This window comes from Flavobacterium adhaerens, assembly GCF_040045115.1.
Taxonomy (GTDB): domain Bacteria; phylum Bacteroidota; class Bacteroidia; order Flavobacteriales; family Flavobacteriaceae; genus Flavobacterium; species Flavobacterium adhaerens.
The window spans coordinates 1-25,819 of the sequence record NZ_JBDLZX010000012.1; the positions used below are offsets into that span (position 1 = coordinate 1).

Annotated in this window: 21 protein-coding genes; 6 read left to right on the plus strand and 15 right to left on the minus strand. The window is 32.0% G+C overall.

Annotated features, from left to right (window positions below):
- Positions 1–73: 73 nt before the first annotated feature.
- The 10 genes from ABEB18_RS14660 to ABEB18_RS14705 form a co-directional block, all read right to left on the minus strand.
- Positions 74–625: a tetratricopeptide repeat protein gene (locus tag ABEB18_RS14660; protein ID WP_348800065.1), complete on the minus strand. Its 552-nt coding sequence runs from the start codon at positions 623–625 to the stop codon at positions 74–76.
- 195 nt (positions 626–820) lie between these two features.
- The gene (locus tag ABEB18_RS14665) at positions 821–2,077 is read right to left on the minus strand and encodes a dicarboxylate/amino acid:cation symporter (protein WP_348800066.1); all 1,257 of its coding nucleotides are present in this window, start codon (positions 2,075–2,077) and stop codon (positions 821–823) included.
- 102 nt (positions 2,078–2,179) lie between these two features.
- Positions 2,180–3,241 carry a chorismate synthase gene (gene aroC / locus ABEB18_RS14670; RefSeq protein WP_348800067.1) on the minus strand — a complete coding sequence of 354 codons (1,062 nt, stop codon included), beginning with the start codon at positions 3,239–3,241 and terminating at the stop codon, positions 2,180–2,182.
- Positions 3,242–3,755: 514 nt separating this feature from the next.
- Positions 3,756–4,889 (minus strand): N-acetyl-alpha-D-glucosaminyl L-malate synthase BshA, encoded by a 1,134-nt coding sequence (bshA, locus tag ABEB18_RS14675; RefSeq protein ID WP_348800068.1) that lies wholly within the window; start codon positions 4,887–4,889, stop codon positions 3,756–3,758.
- 169 nt (positions 4,890–5,058) lie between these two features.
- Positions 5,059–5,673 carry a phosphatase PAP2 family protein gene (locus tag ABEB18_RS14680; protein ID WP_348800069.1) on the minus strand — a complete coding sequence of 205 codons (615 nt, stop codon included), beginning with the start codon at positions 5,671–5,673 and terminating at the stop codon, positions 5,059–5,061.
- A gap of 18 nt (positions 5,674–5,691) precedes the next feature.
- Positions 5,692–6,174: an ABC transporter ATPase gene (locus ABEB18_RS14685; RefSeq protein ID WP_348800070.1), complete on the minus strand. Its 483-nt coding sequence runs from the start codon at positions 6,172–6,174 to the stop codon at positions 5,692–5,694.
- A 45-nt stretch (positions 6,175–6,219) separates the two neighbouring features.
- Complete coding sequence (locus ABEB18_RS14690; RefSeq protein ID WP_348800071.1) at positions 6,220–7,011, minus strand: (Fe-S)-binding protein; 792 nt, start codon at positions 7,009–7,011, stop codon at positions 6,220–6,222.
- Between the two features lie 69 nt (positions 7,012–7,080).
- The gene (locus ABEB18_RS14695) at positions 7,081–8,415 is read right to left on the minus strand and encodes a 4Fe-4S dicluster domain-containing protein (protein ID WP_348800072.1); all 1,335 of its coding nucleotides are present in this window, start codon (positions 8,413–8,415) and stop codon (positions 7,081–7,083) included.
- Positions 8,416–8,419: 4 nt separating this feature from the next.
- Positions 8,420–9,379 (minus strand): MlaD family protein, encoded by a 960-nt coding sequence (locus ABEB18_RS14700; protein ID WP_348800073.1) that lies wholly within the window; start codon positions 9,377–9,379, stop codon positions 8,420–8,422.
- 53 nt (positions 9,380–9,432) lie between these two features.
- Entirely contained in the window at positions 9,433–10,569 is a 1,137-nt protein-coding gene (locus ABEB18_RS14705; RefSeq protein ID WP_348800074.1) for an N-acetylmuramoyl-L-alanine amidase family protein, read from the minus strand.
- A gap of 134 nt (positions 10,570–10,703) precedes the next feature.
- On the opposite strand from ABEB18_RS14705, the gene ABEB18_RS14710 reads away from it, so the two are divergent.
- Positions 10,704–13,379: a putative LPS assembly protein LptD gene (locus tag ABEB18_RS14710; protein WP_348800075.1), complete on the plus strand. Its 2,676-nt coding sequence runs from the start codon at positions 10,704–10,706 to the stop codon at positions 13,377–13,379.
- 37 nt (positions 13,380–13,416) lie between these two features.
- Complete coding sequence (locus tag ABEB18_RS14715; RefSeq protein ID WP_348800076.1) at positions 13,417–13,797, plus strand: RidA family protein; 381 nt, start codon at positions 13,417–13,419, stop codon at positions 13,795–13,797.
- Here the strand turns inward: ABEB18_RS14715 and ABEB18_RS14720 are convergent.
- The 5 genes from ABEB18_RS14720 to ABEB18_RS14740 form a co-directional block, all read right to left on the minus strand.
- Positions 13,778–14,152: a methylglyoxal synthase gene (locus ABEB18_RS14720; protein WP_348800077.1), complete on the minus strand. Its 375-nt coding sequence runs from the start codon at positions 14,150–14,152 to the stop codon at positions 13,778–13,780. The two genes, ABEB18_RS14715 and ABEB18_RS14720, sit on opposite strands and share 20 nt — an antisense overlap.
- A gap of 4 nt (positions 14,153–14,156) precedes the next feature.
- Positions 14,157–15,008 (minus strand): N-acetylglucosamine kinase, encoded by an 852-nt coding sequence (locus ABEB18_RS14725; RefSeq protein WP_348800078.1) that lies wholly within the window; start codon positions 15,006–15,008, stop codon positions 14,157–14,159.
- Between the two features lie 116 nt (positions 15,009–15,124).
- The gene (gene gap, locus ABEB18_RS14730; protein WP_348800079.1) at positions 15,125–16,129 is read right to left on the minus strand and encodes a type I glyceraldehyde-3-phosphate dehydrogenase; all 1,005 of its coding nucleotides are present in this window, start codon (positions 16,127–16,129) and stop codon (positions 15,125–15,127) included.
- 47 nt (positions 16,130–16,176) lie between these two features.
- On the minus strand, positions 16,177–17,163 hold the full coding sequence (gene pfkA, locus ABEB18_RS14735; protein WP_348800080.1) for a 6-phosphofructokinase: 987 nt from the start codon (positions 17,161–17,163) through the stop codon (positions 16,177–16,179).
- Positions 17,164–17,478: 315 nt separating this feature from the next.
- Entirely contained in the window at positions 17,479–21,867 is a 4,389-nt protein-coding gene (locus ABEB18_RS14740; RefSeq protein WP_348800081.1) for a translocation/assembly module TamB domain-containing protein, read from the minus strand.
- A gap of 266 nt (positions 21,868–22,133) precedes the next feature.
- Between ABEB18_RS14740 and tsaD the strand changes: the two genes are divergently transcribed.
- The 4 genes from tsaD to ABEB18_RS14760 all read left to right on the plus strand — a co-directional run bounded on the left by tsaD (position 22,134) and on the right by ABEB18_RS14760 (position 25,818).
- On the plus strand, positions 22,134–23,156 hold the full coding sequence (gene tsaD / locus ABEB18_RS14745; protein ID WP_348800082.1) for a tRNA (adenosine(37)-N6)-threonylcarbamoyltransferase complex transferase subunit TsaD: 1,023 nt from the start codon (positions 22,134–22,136) through the stop codon (positions 23,154–23,156).
- A gap of 2 nt (positions 23,157–23,158) precedes the next feature.
- Entirely contained in the window at positions 23,159–23,866 is a 708-nt protein-coding gene (locus tag ABEB18_RS14750) for a 16S rRNA (uracil(1498)-N(3))-methyltransferase (RefSeq protein WP_348800083.1), read from the plus strand.
- A gap of 8 nt (positions 23,867–23,874) precedes the next feature.
- The gene (locus tag ABEB18_RS14755) at positions 23,875–24,513 is read left to right on the plus strand and encodes a DUF4159 domain-containing protein (RefSeq protein ID WP_348800084.1); all 639 of its coding nucleotides are present in this window, start codon (positions 23,875–23,877) and stop codon (positions 24,511–24,513) included.
- A gap of 213 nt (positions 24,514–24,726) precedes the next feature.
- On the plus strand, positions 24,727–25,818 hold the full coding sequence (locus ABEB18_RS14760) for an AI-2E family transporter (protein ID WP_348800085.1): 1,092 nt from the start codon (positions 24,727–24,729) through the stop codon (positions 25,816–25,818).
- Position 25,819 lies beyond the last annotated feature (1 nt).

Consider the following 25,819-nt stretch of genomic DNA (forward strand, 5'->3'; position numbering starts at 1 on the left):
ACAGACGGTATTTTGGAGACAAACTCTTTGACAGACTAGTAATTGCGAATATAACAGGTGCATAAACGGATAATCAGTAATTATTTACTTGCTGCAAACTCTCTTCACCACTATTGAATTTGCCAATATCAAATAGAGCCCAAGTTAAATTAAGATTTGTAAAAGCCAACTTCGAAGAATCGGAAATTATTTTACCATACTCAATCGCTTTGCGGTAATATAAAATCCCTTTATTATAATCCTTTTTTTCAAAACAATACATATTCCCCAGATTATTATTAACCCTTTGTTTCAATGTATCGTTTTGAGTATTATTTGAATACAATAATGCTTTTTCGTAGTAAAAAATAGCCTTGTCATATTCGGCCAAAGAATTAAAATTTGCAGCAACTGTATTGTAGTTTTCAGCTATAAAACTATTGTCTTTTATAGCAACAGCTTTCTGCAAAGCCAACCTTGAAACCAAAAGTGATTTTTCGAAATCACAAGACTCCCTATGTTTGATTGCAGAAAAAGTTAATTTTTTAATTTCACTATGTGTAGGTAATCGAATTTGCCCATTTAACCATGTACTAGTAAAATTAAACCATAATATAAAAATTAAAACTATCCTTATTTGGGGCATAATAGATGTTGTTTTTTCAAATATACTATAAAATAGATTGCTTTATAGCTTTTTTATTGAGAATATTTTAAAAAACCTTTTTCAAATAAAAAACAAAAGCAGTTGTCTATCTTGAGCCAACTGCTTTATTTAAAATATTTTACAACCCTTTTTCTGGTATTAAAATAAAAAAATGATTGAAAGACAGAAAGTCATTTAATTTTCTTCTTCCCATTTGCCAACTACCGATGTCGCAAGTGCATTTCCTAACACATTTGTTGCACTTCTAAACATATCGCAAAAATGGTCGATTGGTAATATTAGTGCAATTCCTTCAATTGGAATATCAAACATTCCGCAGGTAGCTGCCACAACAACCAAACTTGCTCTAGGAACACCAGCAATACCTTTGCTAGTCAACATCAAAACGAGAAGCATTGTAAATTGTGTTGGATAATCTAAATGAATACCATAAGCTTGTGCAATAAAAATTCCTGCAAAAGTCATATACATCATACTTCCATCTAGATTAAACGAATATCCAAGTGGCAACATAAAAGATACTATTTTATCTTTTACACCAAAATTCTCCAATTCTTCTGTCAATTTCGGGAATACTGCCTCAGAACTTGTTGTACCAAAAGCGATAATCAGTGGTCCTACAATACGCTTTAATAACGCTTTCATTCTTGTTCCTAGAAAAATATAGCCTACAGCGATCAAAATAACCCAAAGCGAAGCAATTCCCACTAAAAAGGAACCAAAAAATTTGAAATATGTAATTATTAAATCTTGAAAATCTCGAACCGCAAAAACACCTGCTATGGCTCCAAAAACACCAATGGGTGCAAATTTCATCACGTAATTCACCATTTTGAGAATAACATGAGAAACAACTTCAAACAAATTGGTCACAGGCTTTCCTTGATCGCCCATTGAAGCTACTGCCAATCCAAAAAATATTGAAAAAATTACAATTTGTAATATTTCATTCGTTGCCATTGCCTCAAAAAGACTTTTAGGAACGATGTGTTCTACAAAATTATCAAAAGATAAATTTTGAGTTTTGGACGTTACATCCGATGCACTAGCCAAATCAACATCTGACAAATTCAAACCTACACCAGGCTCAAGTACATTCACATAAAACATCCCAATCAACAACGAAATAAATGAAGCGGTAAAAAACCATCCCAAAGCTTTCCCTCCAATTCTTCCAACAGCTTTTATATCCCCTAACTTTGCAATTCCAACGACTAAAGTAGTTAATACTAATGGAGCAATAATCATTTGCACTAATCGAATAAAGATTGTTGCCAACATTTTGATTTTGCTACTAAATTCTTGAGCCGCCTCAGTTGCTACAGAATTATGAATTGCAACTCCTAATAGCGCTCCTAAAAGCATTGCAATAAGTATTTGACCTGTTAATCCTTTAAAAAAGGAAGTTTTTGGGGTTTCATTTATAGACATTTTATTAATTTCAAGGTTAAATTTCAATATTTAGCTCGTCAAAATACTGAATATGCTTTTCATTTTTTTTAGAAAAGCTACTTGCATTGAAATTACAATCAATTACAAATACGTTTTATTCAAAAGGAAAAAATCTGCCAAAACAATAGCAGCCATTGCTTCAACAATAGGTACCGCCCTTGGAACTACACATGGATCATGACGTCCCTTTCCAATCATTTCGGTAATATTCCCTTGATTATCTAAAGATTCTTGCTTTTGCATTAAAGTAGCAACTGGTTTAAAAGCAACTCTGAAATAAATATCCATTCCGTTACTTATACCGCCTTGAATTCCTCCAGAACGGTTCGTTTTGGTAGTTCCATCAGGATTGTATAAGTCATTATGTTCACTTCCTTTCATTTTTACACCTTCAAAACCACTTCCAAATTCAAAACCTTTTACAGCATTGATAGACAGCATGGCTTTCCCTAATTCGGCATGCAATTTATCAAAAACAGGTTCTCCTAAACCAATTGGCACATTTTGAATTACACAACTTACAGTTCCTCCTACTGTATCTCCTTCTTTTCGAATTTGACGAATGTATTCTTCCATCTCTGCTGCAGATTTTTCGTCTGGACAACGCACTGGATTGCTCTCTATTTTAGAAAAATCCAATTCCTGATAAGGAGTATCCATAAAAATTGGTCCTACAGACGAAACATAGGCATTGAATTTTATCTCAGGCAACATTTGTTTCGCAATAGCTCCCGCCACTACTCTACTAGCCGTTTCACGAGCCGAACTACGTCCTCCGCCTCTATAATCTCTTACACCATATTTTTTTTCATACACATAATCGGCATGACTTGGTCTGTAATTATCTTTGATATGAGAGTAATCGTCTGATTTTTGATTGGTATTTGGGATAATAAATCCTATTGGAGTTCCTGTCGTTTTTCCTTCAAAAATCCCGGATAAAAATTGTACATCATCTGGCTCTTTTCGTTGGGTAACAATAGCCGATTGTCCAGGTTTTCTTCTTGTCATTTCGAGCTGAATTGCATCAAAATCTAATTCAATTCCAGAAGGGCAACCATCAATAATTCCTCCTAATGCTTCCCCGTGTGATTCTCCAAAAGTGGTTATTCTATATAGTGTTCCGTAACTATTTCCTGCCATTTTTAAAAAGTTTTTGGCAAATGTAAGTTTTATGAATTAAACTAAAAATTATAAACAGCTATTATTTCACATAATATCGTAACAAATCTTTAAGATCGAAAGGTAAGTAAGCAATAATCTCTAAAATTGATAATTAATCCAACAATACAATCTCTTCTTGTTATCAAATTTAGTTTTAAAAATATTACTGTCTGGTAAAACTTTTTAAAAACTTAGCTAAGTATTGAATTCGTTCATCTCACAAAATTTTCCTGTAATAGAGCTTGGCTTTGGATGTTTCTCACAAAGTCACAGAGCCATAAAGAAAATCCTAAAAAATTGCGTCTTAGTACCTTTATGAGAGTATAATTTTGTAAAATTTGTATAAATAGAAACTTTGCCAAAAATTACTTTAAAAAGTTTTTTTTACTGGACAATAATATTTTGAAAACAAAAACAGTAGCAAACCAAAGCTCACTACTGTTTGAAAATTGTATGGTCAATAATCCAAATCCTTTTGGGAAAATCACAACAGTTATTGGTATTTGTTAATTGCCTTTTGATATAAGTCTTCATAAATTGGCAAAACATTTTTTATATCAAATTTTTCTGCTACTTGCAAAGCATTCTTTTTAAACTTTTCGAGTTTGTTTTTGTCTTTTAAAATTTTCAAAGCATTTTTAGCCATTTCGTCAACCTCTCCAACATCGCTCAAATAACCAGAGACTCCATTTTCATTAACCTCTGGTAAACCTCCTGAATTACTCGAAATCACTGGAACTCCACAGGACATTGCTTCAAGAGCAGCCAAACCAAAACTCTCCGTTTCTGAGGGTAACAAAAACAAATCGGTTAGACATAAAATACGATCGATTTCATTACTATTTCCAAAAAAAATCACTTTATCTTCAATTCCGTACTTTCTACATAATTTCTCTGCTTTTTCTTTTTCTGGGCCATCACCAACCATCATTAATTTAGCAGGAATCTCTTTTTGAATTTTGTAGAATATCTTAACTACGTCTGGAATTCTCTTTACTTTTCTAAAATTACTGATATGCGTTACTATTCTTTCATCAGGATTTGCCATAACAGAGCGATTACAAGGAATAGTAGGATCATATTCATTTTTATCCAATTCAATAAAATTGGGTATCACCTGAATTTCATTTTTTATTTTAAACAATTTCAAAGTATCGTCTTTCAAACTTTGAGAAACAGAGGTCACATAATCCGATTTATTGATACTAAAAGTAACTGCGGGTTTGTAAAAAGGGTGATTGCCAACCAATGTAATATCGGTTCCGTGCAAAGTTGTTACCATCGGAATATCAATTCCTTCATCTTTTAGCATTTGTTTAGCCATATACCCAGCATAAGCATGAGGAATTGCATAATGTACGTGTAATAATTCTATTTTATACAACTTAACCATATCGACCAATTTGCTAGACAAAGCCAATTCATACGGTTGAAAATGAAATAAAGGATATTCTGGAACAATCACTTCGTGATAATGTACATTCGGATTTAATAATGCCAATCGTACTGGCTGTCTATACGTAATAAAATGAATATCGTGACCTCTTCTTGCTAATTCCAAACCTAATTCTGTTGCTACAACTCCACTTCCTCCAAAGGTTGGATAACAAACAATTGCTATTCTCATAAATATATTATTGGATTTTTGTTGATTATACTCTTTATGCAATCTCTTACATCTAACCGAAATATAAATCACTTTTAAGTCTAACGAAAATAAGGAGATTAGACTGGTTTTAAATCAAAAAAAAGTTAAATTTAACAGTTGATAAAATCAAGATTGCCGAAAAAACAAATTATTCCCAAAGCTTTTTTTGGTGCTTTCCTCGCTTCTTATTAATCCATTTATTTAGTTTATAACTTAAAAAAGCCGAACCACTACCAACAATAGCGCCGACCAAAACATCCGACGGGTAATGTACTCCAAGATGCATTCTTGAATACCCAACAGCACTTGCCCATACAAAAGAAGGGACAACTACATACCATTTTGGATATATCATACTCAAAGATGTTGCTGTCGCAAAGGCTAAAGAAGTATGAGCTGATGGAAATGAATAACTAGATTCCTCTGTAACATTATCTAAATCAGGATATGTCACATAAGGCCTTTCACGCTTGGTTATACTTTTTAATGCTACCGAAATAAATGCAGAAGCGGCTAAACTTTCACCAATAAAAATAGCCTTTCTTGTTGAAGTACTATCCTTTTGAATCAAACCAATTGTATAAACTATTACTGGAGCTCCAATACAAACAGGAAATGCACTATTAGTAATGCCTTCCATAAAAGGATCTATATGTGTATTTCGATCAAGATTTACATCTCTTAAAATATCAATATCTAAATTTTGAGCATTCGAGTACGAAAAACAAAATAACGACCATAGAAGTAAAATGATTTTACGCATCTTGAAGGAACAATTTTATTAAAAAAATCTACTGTGCCAACTATCTGCTGCAGGAACTTCCCAAGCAACATTAAATTCTTCAATATTATTAACCAAGTTATTAAAGACAATTGTGTTTTCGGTAACTGCTTTATCTTTAACCATTTTTTTAAACTCTATTAATGGTTTATGAGCAATATGCTCCCCTACTTTGAAAGTAACATTCATTTTATCTAACAAATCGACATCGTATTTTTTTTCTAAGCTCTGAATAAATTCAACAGAAGAATCTATAGAACATCCTGTAGCAGCCTGAACTTCTTGATTTACAGCCAAAATTATAAATCGATTGTATTTTAATAAATAGGAAGACTCCAGACTAGTTCCGTGTGCAGCCCATTCGTTAAGAAATGACTGCAAATCATTTTCAATTTCAGAAAACTCGGCATCCGAAAATTTTCGATTGGATTGATAAATCCAAACCCTAGATTCTACTGGTAAATTTTCAAAAGGAACGTACATAATAATTTTATTTTTTAGGGTTATGCTGTTTGACTGTGATATGAATTACAAATCTTGTGCATTAGCAATCAATTCGGCAATATCCATTACTTTCACATCGCCTTCTCTTTCTTTGTTTTTTACGCCATCTGTCAACATCGTATTACAAAAAGGACATGCAGCAGCAATGATATTAGGTTGTGTTTCTAGAGCATCTTCTGTTCTTTCTACATTGATTTCTTTGTTTCCAGATTCAGCATCTTTAAACATTTGCGCACCACCCGCTCCGCAGCACAAACCATTTGCTCTAGAACGTTTCATCTCTGTCAACTCAACATCCAATTTTTTGATTAAGTCTCTAGGTGCCTCATAAACATTATTAGCTCTACCTAAATAACAAGGATCGTGAAAAGCAATTTTTTTTCCTTTAAACTGTCCTCCTTCAATAGTTAATCGTCCAGAATCTAATAATGATTTAAGAAATTCGGTATGGTGAACAACTTCATAATGACCTCCCAGTTCTGGATATTCATTTTTCAATGTATTGAAACAATGCGGACAAGCTGTGACAATTTTTTTAGCTTCATAAGCATTCAAAACCTCAATATTCATCATGGCTTGCATTTGAAACAAAAATTCATTTCCGGCTCTTTTGGCTGGGTCTCCTGTACAACTTTCCTCTGTACCAAGAACAGCAAATTCAACATTGGCGCGGTTCAAAATTCGGACAAACGCTTTTGTAATTTTTTTTGCTCTATCGTCAAAACTTCCTGCGCAACCTACCCAAAACAAAACTTCAGGTTGTTTTCCTTGAGCCAGCATTTCAGCCATTGTTGGCACTATTAAATTTTCTGACATAACTATTTATATTATTTTACAAAAATCGAGAGTATCGAATTTGTACATTTTTTATTTTATCACCTAGAATTAATTCTCGTTTTTCCAATTTAAACGATCTTGTTGGCTATACTGCCAAGGAGCTCCATTATTTTCAATATTAGACATCATGGCATTCAGCGGCATTGGTGCTGCACTTTGTTCCATAACCAGATAACGTCTCATATCCATAATAATAGAAAGTGGACTAATATTTACTGGGCATTCTTCTACACAGGCGTTACAAGAGGTACACGCCCACAACTCTTCGGGAGTGATATAATCGTTTAATAGTGATTTATTATCTGGAACAAATACTCCTTTATTGGTATCGATATTACGTCCTACCTCTTCCAATCTATCTCTAGTATCCATCATAATCTTACGCGGAGACAATTTCTTTCCTGTTTGATTTGCAGGACATGAAGATGTACAGCGACCGCACTCAGTGCAAGTATAAGCATTGAGTAATTGAACCCAATTTAAATCCTGTACATCGCTGGCACCAAATTTTGTTGGAGCAACGTTTTCAGAAACTGGCACAGCGGCAAATGGGTCTGCATTGGGATCCATCATTAGTTTTACCTCGGCAGTAACCGAAGCCAAATTATCAAACTTGCCCTGAGGGTTTAAATTAGCAAAATAAGTATTAGGAAAAGCCAATAAAATATGAAGATGTTTTGAATAATATAAATAATTCATAAAACATAAAATCCCAACAATATGCAACCACCAAAAAATTTCATTGAGCAACAGTACCAATTCGTTTGACATCCCATTAAAAATTGGAGCAATATATTGACTAATTGGAAAAGAACCTGCTTTGATAAAGTGAGAATAGCCTCCTGGAACATTTTGCAAATGAAAATCGGATGCATTCATTAACAAAAACAAAGTCATCAAAATCATCTCAAAATACAAAATGTAATTGGCATCATTTTTAGGGAAACCATTTAAATCTGGATTAAAAAGACGTTTCAGCTTTATAATATTTCTTCTTATCCAAAAAGTAACCACAGCAACAAGTACTAATAATGCTAATACTTCGAAAGAACCAATTAAAACATCGTAAAGCATACCCATAGGAGCAAAAACTCTATGAGTTCCAAATAAACCATCAATAATAATTTCTAATAATTCGATATTAATGATAATAAAACCAACATAAACAAAAAAATGCAATATCCCAGCTACTGGGCGCTTTACCATTTTAGATTGCCCAAGAGCAATCATTGTCATATTACGCCATCTGGCTTTTGAATTGTCGTTACGATCAACTGCAATACCGAGATTGATATTTCTAATGATTTTTTTAATATTCAAATAAAAATATCCAAAGCCGATGATGAGAATAATAGCAAATAGAAGTGAACTAAGATAAGTCATACTACTAGTTTTTAGCTTTTGTTATAGTATCAGTAGGAGCTACATAAGGTTTATTTTTTTTACCAAAAAACGACACATTTACATATCGTGTAGGATTTAATCTAACATCTTGCAAAAGCAATTCTAATTCTTTAGATGTTCTTTCTAAATTTTGGTACAAAGCCTCGTCTTTCATTAATTTCCCCATAGATCCCTTACCAGAATCTATACCAGCCATAATTCCGTCAAGTTTGTTCAATGTAGAGTTTAAACTTTTGACCGTTGTACCTAAATCAGCCTTGTTTAAAGAATCAGAAATTTTCACAAAATTATCTGATACTTTATTAAAATTAGACACAACACCTTTTAACTGACCTTTATTTTCCTCAAGAATAATATTAGCATTCGAAGCTACTTTATGAAATTGCTCCATGGTAGCACTCAACTCGGTCAAGCTTTTTTTCAAATCAGCTTGTCCTTTTGCATCCAAAACTGAATTAAAACTTACAATTAATTGATCGGCACTTGTCATTAATTTTTCAAGTTTTGCCATAACGGGTGTGACTTTTTCTCCAACAGAATCCATCAAACCAGCATCGACACCGCCTTTTAGATAATCACCACTTTCAATTATATTTTTATCCGCAAAATTAGGATGTATCGCTACTTGCTTGTCTCCCAAAAGACCAGCTCCATAAATCGCAGCTGTACTTGTTTTGGATATTGGAAAGTCAGTCTGAATTTGTAATTCTACTAACAAACTTCCTTTCTCTGTAATTGTAATTGTTTTAACCTTTCCAACTATCAATCCATTTATGGTTATAGGTGCCGAAGGTGCAAGTCCTTCAACATTCTCGTATTCAACATAAATTTTTTTATACTTATTGAATAAGTCTTTTCCCTTTAAAAAATTATATCCCCAGATGAATAACAAAATTGATGTTATAACTAATATTGCAGTCTTTATTTCTCTTGTAATTTTCAAAATTTTTATTTTTTTTATTTGGGTAAAATTAATATAAATATTCGATTATAGTTTTATTTCAATGCCTCTTGGATACTGATTTTTTTTCCGTTTTTAAAAGCAATTAAAAAAGCCGTATCATAACCTTTTGATTTTGCTTCATTTAATTTAACTCTCGCTTCTTCAATATCAGATGATTCACCATATAAATATTTATAAACATTATCTTCAAACACTACAGAAACATCTTTCAATCCTTTAAAATTCCATGGTTCTAATGCTATTTTATTTTTACTAGCAGAAAGTTGAATTTTATAAATGGAACCTATAGTATCTTTCTTTATAACCGCTTTAGTAGTATCGATTGTTTCGGAGGTTTTTACGGGATTTTCTTTTAATATTTGCGAAGGTTTCTCTCCAAAAGTTTCGGCAGCCCCATCACCAAAGTATTCTTTTTTGTAACTTATAATAGCATCTGCAATGGCTTTTGCAACATCGTTTTGTCCTTGCTCAGAATTTAGCAAGTCTCCCTCTGTTGGATTAGAAATAAAACCTGTTTCTATTAAAACTCTTGGCATATATGCTTTATGTAGCACCATAAAAGGGGCTTGTTTTACTCCTCCATGACGTAACTTTTTGCCCAATAAAGCAAAAGCATCTTCAACTTTACTTGCCAATGAAATACTATTTTCAAGATACTCTTCTTGCATCAAAGTCATACCGATCATAGTCTCGGGAGAATTCGGATCGAAGCCTTCGTATTTTTGCTTGTAGTCTTTTTCAAGGGTAATTACGGCATTCTCTTTTTTGGCTGCTTCTAGATTTGAAGCAATTTTATTCATCCCCATCACATAAGTCTCGGTACCGTCTGCTGCTGTATTTTTATTAGCATTACAATGTATTGATACAAAAATATGCGAATCGGCTCTATTGGCAATATTGGCACGTTCTACCAAATCAATAAACACATCTGTTTTTCTTGTATAAATTACATCGAAATTTGGCTGCGCTTCTAATATTTTACCCACTTTAAGTACAATAGCCAAAGCAATATTTTTTTCAATTCTACCACTATATACTGCCCCAAAATCATGAGCACCATGACCTGCATCGAGAGTAACTTTGAAATTTGTTGACTGTGCATAAGTATCTACAACCAACATAACTAATAATAAAGTAAAAGCTATTTGAATTTTTTTCTTTACATTCATTTATCTAAATAGTTAATTTAATTAAAAGACATCCTTTATAATTTTGCGATTTGTTTATTTTTGCCAAAAAAAATATAGTAATTTTGCCTCAAGAACATTCTAATCTTCACTTTACAAAAATAGTATTTATACCTTTGCATACAAACTTATTTAATATCGTTTTACTATCGATTTTCCTATCATTGGGTTGTTCTAGTTTATATTCTCAAGACATAAAAAAGAGACAATCGGCAATCCCAGCTAGTAAACAAGAAAGCAAAAATCCTAATACAGAGTCGATTAAAAAAGATTCAATAGCTAAAACCACCAATGATACCATCAAATTAGATACTCTTAAAGTAAAAAAAAGTACTCTAAACGGAATCGTAAAATATAAAGCAAAACAATATACAAAAATGGAGCCAAAGAAAAAGCTCATTACTTTGTATGACAATGCCGAACTGTACTACCTAGATGTTGAATTAAAATCGGGTATTATAGTAATGGATTACGAAAAAAATGAGGTTTACGCTGGTAGAATCAAAGATTCCTTAGGGAACTATACTCAATTCCCAAATTTCAAGCAAGGTTCAAATGAAATCCAACCGGACTCTATTCGCTTTAATTTTAAAACCAAAAAGGCATTAATTTGGAATTCGAGAACATCACAAGGTGAATTTAACGTAAAAGCTGCAATTACAAAAAAAGAAAATGATTCGGTTTACTTTTTAAAAGGAGCCAGATTTACAACTGCAAAAGATGTTGACAATCCTGAATATTATTTTTACACGAATAAAATAAAATTTGTTCCAGGAAAAAAAATCGTTACTGGAGGGACTAATATGGTTATTGCTGGAGTTCCAACTCCAATTTATCTCCCTTTTGCCTATTTTCCTCTATCTAAAGAAACTAGTGTTTCTGGAATTATACTCCCTTCATATAGTGATTCTAATTCCAAAGGATTTTCTCTTCAAAACGGAGGGTATTATTTTGCATTAAGTGATCACTACAACTTGACCCTTACAGGAGATTACTACACTAATGGAAGTTTTGCAATGGCAGCACAATCATCTTATGCAAATAGATATCATTACCAAGGAAATGTAAACATAAGGTTTGAAAACAATATCGTTAGTGAAAGAGGTTATCCTGATTATTCGAAAACAAAAATTTACAACATCCAATGGTCCCACTCACAAGATTCAAAAGCGAGCCCAAACTCAACATTTTCGGCCTCAGTAAACTTAGGTAGTAGTGAATATTTCAAACAAACCATCAACCAAGTCAATGTTGGTTCATCATTAAACAACACACTTAGTTCCTCTATATCCTATAGTACGGTATTTCATACAATACCTGAGAGCAGAATTTCCTTAACTGCTACACATTCGCAAAACACCAATACAAAAGTGATTAATATGACTCTACCAACATTGCAATTTAGCGTAGATCGTATCTATCCATTTGCAATGAATGATGGTGCTAAAAAAGGTTTTTTCAAAAACATCAACCTACAATACAACCTTAATGGTAAAAACAACTTCGTCACAACCGATTCTTTGTTTTTCAAAAAAGAAATGTTTCAAGATGCCGAAATTGGTTTTCAACACTCCATTCCTTTAAGTACAAACTTTAAAGTTTTTAAATACTTTAGTGTTTCAACATCGCTAAATTATGACGAAGTATGGTATTTTAAAACCATAGAAAAACATTACGACAATCAAACAGCGCAGGTTGTCACTACAGAAATACCAGGATTTGATGCTTTTAGAACCTATTCTTCTTCTACCAGTATAGGAACCACCATTTACGGAACTTTTAATTTTGGAGAAGACAAAAAAATCAAATCCATAAGACACGTTATGCGACCTGCCATTTCCCATAGCTACTCTCCTAGTTATGAAAAATATTACGACACCTATGCAATTGACGGCAGTGGAGAAATGCAAAAGGATTATACCCGTTTTGAAGGCGGAATGTATGGTACACCTGGTTTGAACAGTTCAAATTCTTTTGGTTTTAATATCAGTAATACTTTTGAAGCAAAAGTAACAGATAAAGATTCGACCAAAACTGAACCCAAAAAGATAATGCTTCTGAACAACTTAAACATTTCTACCAGCTACAATGCTGACGCTACAACTTTAGCTTGGGCTCCTGTTAGAATAAGTGGAGGAACTCAATTCTTTGATAATAAACTTAGTGCCAATTTTGGAACTACATTAGACCCCTATGCTATTGATAATTCAGGAAACAGAATCAATACTTTCAATATAAACAACGGAGGAAGCCTTTTTAGAATGACTAGCGCCAATTTAACAATGAACTATTCTATATCCAGAAGAGGCGAAAAAGACAATAAAAAGAAAGATTCTCAAGCTCAACGAAATGGTGGTCGAGAGGATGATTTATTTGGTTCAGACATTGACACTGGTAGTTATAGAAAAAACAGTCAGTTTACTGATGAAGATGAAACCGAAGATGTAATAGGAGAATTCTTTAGATCAAAATTACCATGGGACATGACTTTTGCATATTCATTAACCTATGGTAATAATAACAGAGAGAAAAAGATCATTGGAAACTCGATTATGATTTCAGCCAATACTGATTTAACTCCAAAATGGAAAGCAGGTATTTCTACTGGATATGATTTTGTTCAGAACGGAGTTACTTTTACGCAATTGCGATTTGAAAGAGACCTTATGAGTTGGAGAATGGATTTTAACTGGACTCCATTTGGAACAAATGCCACTTGGAATTTTTATATAGGTATAAAATCAGGAATTCTTAGTGATATAAAGTGGGAAAAAAGAAATCAAAATTTCTAACAAATGTTTTAGTAAAACTATAAATCTAACAATTACCATGAAAGCAATAATCTATACAGAAAAAGCACCAGCTCCAATTGGGCCATACAATCAAGCAACTTTGAGCAACAATACCTTGTATATTTCAGGTCAAATTGCCTTAAATCCAACTACAATGGAACTCGTTACAGACTCAATAGAATCTGAAACCCAACAGGTAATGGAGAATTTAAAAGCAGTGCTCGAAGCCGCAGGAATGACTTTTGAAAATGTGGTAAAATCGACAATCTTCATAATGGACATGAATGATTTCGGGAAAATAAACACAGTGTACGGGGGGTATTTTAATGAAAAAACCGCTCCAGCTCGTGAAACGGTTCAAGTGGCTTGTTTGCCAAAAAATGTTAACGTAGAAATATCTATGATTGCGATGCTATAGCATTAATTAAAAGTTGTGCTGTAGCTTCGTTTGTTGCTAATGGTACATTGTGCACATCACAAACACGAATTAGCATATTAACATCGGCTTCGTGAGGGTGGCTAGAAAGTGGATCTTTAAAAAACAAAACCATTTGGGTTTTACCCTCTGCTACCCTTCCTGCGATTTGCGCATCACCTCCTAAAGGTCCAGACAGCATTCTTCTTGTTTTAAAACCAGCTGCTTCAGCTCTACCTCCTGTAGTACCAGTTGCAATAAATTGTATATTATCTTGCTGCAATACTTCACGGTTTTTAATTAGAAATTTTACAATATCTTCTTTTTTTCCGTCATGAGCAATAATTGCTATTTCCATATAATTAACTGTTTGCTATGTGGTACGCAATTAAACCATCGATAGGTCTTCTTAGCACATTACCTAATTGTAATTCGTATTTTTCAAAAATCTCGGCCAATTCATCTTTCAAATAAAAAGCAATTGAACCCACAAAATGAACTGGAACTTCTTTACAATTGTCAAATTGTTGAATATAATTTTTAATAAAAGATTTCATCCCTTTAAAAATTATCTTACGACAAAACGGGTGCTCTTTGTGTTGAATTAAAAATTTAGCAAAAGTTGCAAGATATGCATTAGGATTAGGCTCTTTGTATAATTTATTTTTAATAAAATCTGGTTCTAAATTGTATTCTTTTTCAAATTCAACTGCCAACTCATTAGGCATTTTATTAAAATAATACTTTCTGATTAACTCCTTACCAAAAACATTACCGCTACAGTCATCCATTGCGATGTATCCTAATGACTGAACTTTTTGTTCTAAAACTTTACCGTCAAAATAACTGCAATTAGAACCAGTTCCTAAAATACATACTATCGCACTTTCTCCTTTTGGAGTAGTAGCAAAAACCGCAGCATAAGTATCTTCCTCTACAACTACTATTGCATTTGGAAAATAAGCTTTAAAAACTTCAGAAAGCATAATTTTCATTCTTTCAGTTCCACAACCCGCACCGTAGAAAAATAAGTGTGTAGCCGTATTTTTGCTTTGTAAAATATCAAAACGGTCGTTCAAGCGAGAAACGATTTCGTCACCATTAAGAATTTCTGGATTTAAACCTAAAGTTTGAGTGGTAAACATGACTTTTCCATTATCATCGATTGCAATCCAATCTGCCTTAGTAGAGCCACTATCAACTATTAATTTCATATTATTTGGTTTATATTGGTTATGGTTTTTACATTTCCTTATTTAAAAATATTTAAGGAAAAAAAATACAAAATCCCACTAAAGCAAATTAATGGGATTTTATAAGGGAATATTTATTATTTTAAAGAAGAAATATGAACAGCCAAATCAATTAATTTACTTGAATATCCATACTCGTTATCGTACCAAGATACTAATTTGAAGAAAGTAGAATTTAATCCAATTCCAGCAGTAGCATCTACGATTGAAGTTCTCTTATCAGAAATAAAATCTTGAGAAACAACAGCATCCTCAGTGTATCCTAAAATACCTTTCATTGAAGTTTCAGAAGCATTTTTCAATACTGACATTATTTCTTCGTAAGAAGTTTCTTTTGCTAATTTAACCGTTAAATCTACTGTTGAAACGTCTGCAGTAGGAACACGGAAAGCCATACCTGTTAATTTTCCATTCAAAGAAGGAATAACTTTACCTACAGCTTTTGCAGCTCCTGTTGAAGAAGGAATAATATTGATTGCAGCAGCACGTCCACCTCTCCAGTCTTTTCTAGAAGGTCCGTCAGCTGTCATTTGAGTTGAAGTTGTAGCGTGTACAGTAGTCATCAAACCTTCTACGATACCAAAGTTGTCATTGATAACTTTAGCTAATGGAGCTAAACAGTTTGTAGTACAAGAAGCGTTAGAAACAATTACATCAGATGCTTTTGCTGTTTCGTGGTTTACACCCATTACAAACATTGGAGCATCTGCTGAAGGAGCTGAAATAATTACTTTTTTAGCACCACCTTTGATGTGCTCGTTAGCTGTTTCTAGAGTAGTAAAAATACCTGTACTTTCAGCTACTACATCAACACCTACTTCATCCCATTTTAAGTTAGCTGGGCTTTTTTCAGCAGTTACACGGATGTTTTTTCCGTTTACATACAATTTACCCTCTTTTACTTCAACTGTTCCATTGAATTGTCCGTGAACAGAATCATATTTCAATAAATAAGCTAAGTGCTCAACATCTAATAAATCATTAATTGCTACAACTTCAACATTATCTCTATTAAAAGATTCTCTGAAAACAATTCTTCCAATTCTACCAAATCCGTTTATTCCTAATTTTACTTTTGACATTTTAATTAATTTTAATTATTTTATTATTGTTTTTGATTTTTTTTTACTTAAATAGACATTATATCAGATACTCGAAGTAACTCTCTATCAATTTCCGATTTTCCTTTGATAGCTTGTTCTAACGGAGTCAAAACTATTTTATCTGCTAAAATTCCAACCATATAGTTTGAAGTTCCTTCTAATATACTTTCAACAGCTTTTACACCTAAACGACTAGCTAAAACTCTATCAAAACACGATGGAGCTCCACCTCTTTGCATATGACCTAATACAGAAACACGTACATCGTATTCCGGTAGATTAGAGTCAACATAATCTTTTAGTTCAAAAACTGTTTTACCAATTTTATCTCCTTCAGCAATAACCACGATACTTGAAGATTTACCAGTGGCTTTACTTTTTCGTAATGAATCTAATAAACGATCCAATCCTAAATCTTCTTCTGGAATAAGAATCTCTTCGGCTCCAGCACCAATCCCTGCATTCAAAGCGATATGACCAGCATCACGTCCCATAACTTCGATAAGGAATAGCCTGTTATGAGAACTTGCTGTATCACGAATTTTATCGATTACATCAACAACAGTATTCAATGCAGTATCATAACCTAAAGTATGACTTGTACCAAATATATCATTATCGATAGTACCTGGAATTCCCATTACTGGAAAATCATACTCAGAATTAAAGATTAAAGCTCCTGTAAAAGAACCATCGCCCCCAATAACAACCAAGGCATCGATACCTGCTTTTACTAAGTTTTTATGGGCTTTTGCACGACCTTCTGGAGTTTTAAATTCCAAAGAACGGGCAGACTTTAATATTGTCCCCCCTTTATTGATAATATTATTTACACTTCGGGGTCCAAGTTCTTTAAAATCCCCTTCAATCATTCCTTGATAGCCTCTGTAAATACCAACACATCCTATATTATGAAACGCACATGTTCTTACAACTGAACGAATTGCGGCATTCATTCCTGGAGAATCTCCTCCCGAGGTAAGTACACCTATCTTTTTTATTGTTTTTGACATTATTTTAAGTATTAAAGTGTAAATTTAGCAAATATCCAAGATATTTTTGGGGTGAATTCTAACATTTTAATAAATACATGAAATTCAAACGTTTTCGTTGATAAGTTTTTTCAAAACAAAAAAAACATTATTTTTCAATCATTTTTTTATATAAAATATTTGTTGTGGGATAATTTTTTTCAGCTAAATAATTTCTTAAAAATCAATATATTGATAACTATTTTTTAAATCAAAAAAAATAAAGCCGTTAAAATAATTTATAATCAAATTCTGTTTCTCTTAAAGATTAAAGTTTTCTCCAAATCTATCCAATCATTAATCCTCTTCTGGAAGTAAAGCGTCCTGATTTACTTTTGGCTTAGTTGTATTAGGCGCAGGAGTTTTTGATTTCTTAAAATTAATATTATTTGGATTCAAATTAGAGTCAGCATCTATTTCATTACCAGTAGTAGTACTCTTATTATTTTTATTTAATTTATTTCCTCTAAACATTTTATCCACTAACTCTTTAAAAGTATCAAAATCTACCTCGTACGATATCCCCACTCCTTGAGTATAACCAATATCTTGCCCAATATAATTGATATCATTCTCTTTATTAAAAAAATGGAGATTAAAAGATCCATCTTCATTAATCCTATACTTTATATCGATATCACCAACAATTGAGGACTCATGTACTCCACCAAATGGAACCCCGATTTTACCGTTTATTGTAATTCTTTCATTCACTTTTGATGAAACAATTGCTTCAAATCGACCATCAGTTTGAGAAGTTGGTCTATTATCCGGCGAAACAACATTAAAATTCATCTCAAACTTTTCATCGGTTGAATGCACAATACTTCCCAACATACTTGATGCCGTTTCATACAAACTAGAAGAAACGGCTTGACTGGAACCGTCTTTACTTAAAAAACTACCTGTTGACAATAAATATAAAGCTTGTGTTTGTCTAACATCTTTGTCTGAGAGTTCAGTTTGCAATTCGGATTTTAGAACACTTTTTATGGTCGGGAACTCAATCATAAAATCGGGTTCAGGACGTGTCAAATCGCCATGAATACCAATAACAACTTCAACATCTACTTTTTTATTAATACTAGAATTTTCTACCAAAAGAGCTGGATTAGCCGATGTTGTATATACTGCTTCAAGATTCAATTGTGCTTTCATTGGATTTCCTTCCCAAACAATAGAGCCACCTTTTCGAACATTGAATTTTTTATCAATTAATCCTCCGTATTTAAAATTATACGTTCCATCGTAAGGCAAGAAATCTCCCCACATGTTAAAATTACCGAGTGTATTGATTTTGAACAACAAGGTTCCATTACCTCTACCTTTCATTCCATGTCCAGAATTTCGATCTAAAATAACCTCCACCTCTGCATTTGGTGTGATCTCTAAATCAAAATCTAACTCTAGTCCATTATAATTTTTGGTTTTACTAACAATTCCTTTTTCTAAATTGAATTTTTCTTTTGGAGTTATAAAATGAATAAAACTATTTTCACTAACGCTTTCGGCATCATTTATTGGAATTTTAAGTGTTGTTCCTTTTTCAGATTTAGCATCTACTTTTATAACCAATCCATCTGTTGGACCTTTTATGGTGGCATTTCCATTAATAAATGCTGTCCCAAAATAGGCTGCATCCTCACTATCTTGCGTATCCAAAACAACCAATCTTTTAGAGCTTATTCCTAAATCTAATTTCCAGTCCGAAAAATTTTTATGCTCTATCACCCCATTCAAACTACCAGTAGTTTTATATTTAGTATCGGTCAATGAATTATTTCTAAACAAAAACTTCTCATCGGTCAAATCTATAATTGTCTTGTCTTTCAATGCGTAATCAACATTTAGATAAGGAATACCTAACCCTCCGCCATTTACAAAAAGACGACCATTTATATCTGGTTTTTTAATTCCACCACCTATAGTTGCATTTCCCGAAACCATACCTCTAATATTCGAAATAACATCTCCCCCTAGCGAACTTAGTGTGGCAAGATTGAAACGATCGAATTTTAGATTCAAATCAAACATAGTTTCTTTATTAACAATTTCGAAGGTACCGTCGGCACTAAACGACTCAAAATCTTCATTTTCTATCGTAGAATACAAGGTAAATTTCTTAAAAGTTTCATCTCCTTTAATATTAAAATTAAGAACCCCTAAGTCATAATTATTTACTTTTAAACTATCAATTTTTAGTGAAGCAGTTGGCTTATAAACAAGTTTGTTTTGATTAAAATTGACGACTCCATTGAGATTTCCATAAATTTCAAAACTATCTTGAGCATTGGTCAAAGCATTTATATCAAAATCCTTAAATTCTAAGTTAACATCTTTATAATCACTCCCCTTAAACTCACCATTAAGTTTAATTTCTTGTTGATTATTAGTAAGAATAAAATCATCCAGTTTAAACTCTGTCAAATTTTTATCAAAAATTAATCGATTATTAACGCTATTGGATTCATTTAAAAACCATAAATTATTTTTCAGCTTAATTTCTGATTTGCTAAATCCTACAACATTCTTATTGTTTTTATCAATTGTATGGTATAAGTCTAGATTGAAATAATCACTCCCTTTGGTACCTCCTTTAAACTCGGTTCTAAAAAACAAGGTATCTTTTGAAGTAACATTAATCAAACTAAAATCTCGAATTTTGTACATTTTGGTTTTAATGCTATCCAATTCGACATACATATTATATAACGGATTCTTGTTATCTATTGAAACCCGTATATTATCGAAAGAATTATCAGATGCTTTTACAGAAGGAGAGTTAAAATTAAATTTAAAGTCATTGGTATCAGAATTAATAACACCCTTTACAATAGTATTTTCACTTATTTTAATTTCTGGAAAAAAGACTTCGATAATTTTGTCATACACTTCAAAATTAAATTTTAAAAACTGCCCTTTTTTCACTTTAATTGGCTTATAATTCGTGTATAAACTTCCTAAAGAATTTGCTACGAGGTCTTTTAAAGCTGCAAATTTGAAATTCCCAACTATTGTTCCGTTAGTAATATCGGGAGCATCTATTTTAATTGTACGTATTCTTTTGGCATCAAAAGTTGAATTCAGATTAAAATCATTAAACTGATAGGTGTCTTTTGAATTGCTATAAGTAGCATTGTTTATGTAAATATTTCCATACAAATCCTCTATAGAATTTCCTTGTACATCAACAATAATATCGCCATTTAACTGAGCAATTGTATCCCTAACAAATTTTAATTTATGCAAATCTGAATTGGCAATTTTTATTTGAAAATCATATTGGTTTTCTTTTTTACTCAAATCTACCAATCCGTCGAAATTCATTTTCAGGTTAGGGTCATCAACCACAACTATACCTTTATACAATGGTAATTTAAAATTACCGTTGACTTTTATGTTTTTATAATTATATCCGTTGTAAGCAAAACTTGAAATTTCCCCTTTAACACCTGTATCTAAGTATTTTTCTGAAAATCCTTTTCCATCAACATCGATATCCATACTCACTTTAGACAAACTTTTATTATCTAAAAGCTGACCAATATCAAAATTATTTAGAATTACATCACCTTTATAAGCAACTTCACTCTCCTGATTCATATTAGTCATTTCAAATTTAGAGTTCACAACCCCTAAATCTGTTTTGGCAATAAAATTGGCATGAATAAAATCGGTTGTGAGTTGAGTATTTCCTACCAAAGATACCTTACCGATTTTTTTAACAATTTCTGGTAATTTTTTCCCTAAAACGTTGGGCAACAATTGTACTAAATTATCATAATTTGTACTCAATTGATCAAACTTCCCGTTCATGTAAAACTTTTGATATTGGTCGCCTAAAAGATTTTTAAAATTTATAAATCCAACCAAACGCGTACCTCTATTATCTTTTAGACTCAAATCTAAAAGTTTCAAATTATTTAGAGGACCTGTTATACGAGTTCTAAGTTTAAAGGTTTTATTTTCACCCAATTCATCATAAAAACAACGAATATCATTAGTAGAAATTCGTGCTGATTTTAATTTGAAATCAAATTCAACTTTATTTTCAAAATCTGAAAAATCATCTATTTCATAATTTAATGCAGCATAACCTTTGATCGAAGAATGTTCGGTTTTCAACTCCATTTTATCAAGAATCATATGTTGCTGCGTAAAACTATAATTTCCCTTTAAGTTTTTAACATAAATACCTCTATGATCCAAAAAAGACATTTTTTGAATATTCGCATAAACTTCGGGACCGTACACTTTAAAGTTGGTAACAACAATTTTTAATTTGGTAAAATCAACCGCTTTTGATGTTTCGAGATTTTCATCGGTTAAGGCAAAACGCCCATTGGATAAATCGATACTCGAAGCTGTCAACAAAAAACGTTTCTTTGATGGAGTTTCACTTTCTCCAAAAGCATCAATAAAATAATCGAGATTCGTTTTAGGTTCTTTTTTATACGTTTTTAAATTAAAAAGAACACCATTTAAAGCAATATCACCAAAAATCAAATCTCCATCGAGCATTTTTTTGGCTCCTAAAATATTAGTATTGACAGTTTTGGTATAGATTAAAGTATCTTTATGATGATCGAGAATTAAAACTTTTTTGAGTTTAACACCTCCAAAAATGGTGAGCTGTACTTCATCTACTTTTAGGTTTATACCAAAGTCTTCATTGAGACTTTTCATGACATACTGCGCCAACCTAGTTTGAACATATGGTGTAGTAATGGCTATAAAAAGCACCAATAAAAATAAAATTAGTCCAACGATAGTTCGGGATACTATTTTTTTAAACTTTTTGATACGAGTTGATTTAGTATTTTGGGTATAAATAAATTATTTGCCAACAGATGTGGCAATTTCTTAACTAAAATATTTAATTTTGGCACTGCTGTAAAAATACTATTTTTATAGTAATTCATCAAATATAGTTCAAAATTCATCTATTTCATATGCAAAATCCTGAGGTTTTTATACTTGCCATAGAAAGTTCATGCGATGACACTGCAGCCGCTATTTTATGTAACGACAAAGTTTTATCTAATGTTGTTGCTAATCAACAAATTCACAATCAATATGGAGGCGTTGTTCCTGAATTAGCCTCAAGAGCGCATCAACAAAACATAGTTCCCGTTATAGATGCCGCTTTAAAAAAAGCAAATATTACAAAAGAACAATTATCAGCAATTGCATTTACTCAGGGTCCAGGACTTATGGGGTCGCTTTTGGTAGGAAGCTCATTTGCAAAATCTATGGCTTTGGCACTCAATATACCATTGATCGCTGTAAATCATATGCATGCTCATATTTTGGCACATTTTATAGACGAAGATGGGTTTGACAAACCAGAATTTCCTTTTTTGGCTTTAACAATTAGCGGTGGACATACCCAAATTGTTAGAGTAGATGATTTTTTTGACTTGACAATTATCGGGGAAACTACTGATGATGCAGTTGGAGAAGCCTTTGATAAAAGTGCAAAAATTCTTGGTCTTCCCTACCCTGGAGGTCCTTTAATTGATAAGTATGCCCAATTAGGAAATCCAAAAGCGTATCCATTTACTAAACCTAAAGTACCTGGGCTAGATTTTAGTTTTTCTGGATTAAAAACAGCAATTTTATATTTCATCCAAAAGAAAAAACTAGAAAACCCATCATTTATAGATGAAAATATAAATGATATTTGTGCCTCTATTCAGCATACTATTATTGAAATTTTAATGGATAAATTAAAAATTGCCGTAAAAGAAACTGGAATCAAACAAATTGCCATTGGAGGTGGAGTTTCTGCCAATTCAGGAATTCGAAATACTTTAAAGGCAACCGAAAGTAAATACGGTTGGAAAACATTTATTCCAAAATTTGAATACACGACTGATAATGCCGCAATGATTGGAATTGTTGGTTATCAAAAATTTTTATCACAAAAATTTGAAAATTCTGATGTTGTTTCAAAAGCAAGAATACAATTTTAATTATGCAATTATTTTACAATCCTAACATAAACGAAACAACAAATTCATTCTCTTTTGATAAAGAAGAAAGCAAACACATTGTTAAAGTTTTACGAAAAAAAGAAGCTGATATTCTTTATGTAACCAATGGTTTGGGAGTGTTATTTAAAACAGAAATCGTATTAGCTTCGGATAATAAATGCACCGTTGAGATACTTTCAATTGAAAAAAAAGAAGCACCAAAATACAAATTACATCTTGCTGTTGCTCCAACAAAAATGAACGATCGATACGAATGGTTTCTTGAAAAAGCTACAGAAATTGGCATACAGGAAATCACTCCAATCATTTGTGATCGCTCTGAGAGAAAAATAATCAATGTTGATCGATTTGAAAAAATTATTCTTTCTGCAATGAAACAATGCAATCAATTGTATCTCCCAAAATTGAATCCTGCTATCTCTCTAAAAGATTTTTTAAAAGCAGAAAAAGAAGGAAAATTATTGATTGCACATTGCGAAGAAACAAATAAAAAAAGTCTCAAAACCATTCTTACTCCAAATACCGATTATACAATATTAATTGGTCCTGAAGGTGATTTCTCTACCAAAGAAATTCAACTTGCCTTTGAAAAAAAATACACCCCAGTTTCATTAGGCGAAACTAGATTGAGAACCGAAACTGCTGCTGTAGTAGCCTGTCATAGTGTTGTATTCACAAACGAGATTTAGACTCAGAAATGAAACATTTTTCCATATTCTTATTACTGTTTTCATTCTCTTGTTTTTCACAAGAAATCGCTTTATTAAAGTACAATGGCGGTGGAGACTGGTATGTAAATCCGACATCGTTACCCAATTTAATAAAATTTTGCAATGCCAATATCAATACCCAATTAAAACCCAAACCTAGGACAGTTACCCCTAATAGTCCCGATTTATTATCCTATCCTTTTGTACACATGACTGGTCACGGTAATGTTGTTTTTAGTGATGCTGATGTTACCAATCTTAGAAGCTATCTCGAAGCTGGTGGATTTCTTCATATTGATGATAATTACGGAATGGATTTGTACATCCGTAAAGAAATAAAGAAGATTTTTCCAAATAACGAATTAATTGAAATACCTGCAAATCATCCTTTATTTCAAAAACCGTATGCTTTCCCAAATGGTTTGCCTAAAATTCACGAGCATGATGGAAAAAGACCGCAAGCATTTGGAATTTTCATAGAAAACAAATTGGTTTTATTGTACACTTATGAGAGTGACCTTGGTGATGGCTGGGAAGATCCCGAAGTTCATAATGATCCTTTAGAAGTGCGTGAGAAAGCTTTAAAAATGGGGGCTAATATCATTAACTACATTTTTAAGAATTAAAAAACATCTTACGTTTATCAGGATTTCATAAGTGACATAATAATTCAAAAGAGATTAGATAATCATTTTGTGTGGGTTAGAAATAATTATTACTTGTTTCCCTATCTAACTTTTTGTGTATCTTTATTTTCGGGACGAGGCATTTTTTAGTTTTAAAACTCGCTAGATAAAGCGAGTTTTTTTTTTATATTTAATAAATTAAATGAGATTAATATGATAACATCAAAGATTATAGCAAATGGAATTTTGAGAGCTCTTTTTACAATTCTTATAGTTGCCTTACTACTCTTATTTCTATATCAAATCCAGAATATTTTAATTTATCTTCTCATTTCATTAATCCTTACATTAATTGGGATTCCGATACTGCATTTTTTGAAAACAAAATTAAAATTCAAACATACATTTGCCACCATAACAGTCTTGAGTCTTTATTTTTTAATCATTTTGGGTTTTATAATAATGTTTATCCCCTTGATTATTTCACAAGGGCACAACTTATCCCTTCTAAATACTGTAGAAATTGAAAGGAACTTCTTAGAATTATTTAAACAAATAAATAATTTTCTTGAACAACACCATATCGATTCCGAGGCTATTTTCAATCCAAACAATTTCAAATCTATATTCAGTTTCAACACAATACCAAACTTTTTGAATTCTGTTATGGGGACAATAAGTAATTTTGGAATGGGTTTAGGCTCAATATTATTTATTACATTCTTCTTCTTAAAAGACAAAAATATCATTGTGAATGGTGCCAAATTATTGATTCCGGATTCACATGAAGAAAAAATACTAAACTCATTAGAAAAAATTAACACATTACTTTCGCGCTACTTTATTGGATTATTAATTCAATTATCTGTGGTTTTCCTTTTATATACCATAGTCTTATTTATTTTTGGGATTCCAAATGCATTAGTAATAGCCTTTTTGTGTGCCGTTTTGAATATTATTCCATATATAGGTCCATTGATTGCCTCAATCTTGGCAGCACTATTGACAATGTTAAGTAATTTGAACTCAGACTTTCAGACCGAAATTTTGCCAACAACCATTTATGTTTTAATAGGTTTTTGGTTTGTACAATTAATAGATAACAACCTATCGCAACCCATTATTTTTTCAAAAAGTGTGAGTTCGCATCCATTAGAAATTTTTCTTATTATTTTGATTGCCGGATTTTCGTTTGGAATTTTAGGGATGATTATAGCAATCCCTTTATACACGATTCTAAAAGTGGTTTGCAAAGAATTTTTCCCAAATAATAAGTTTATCCAATATATTACAAAAAATATTTAAA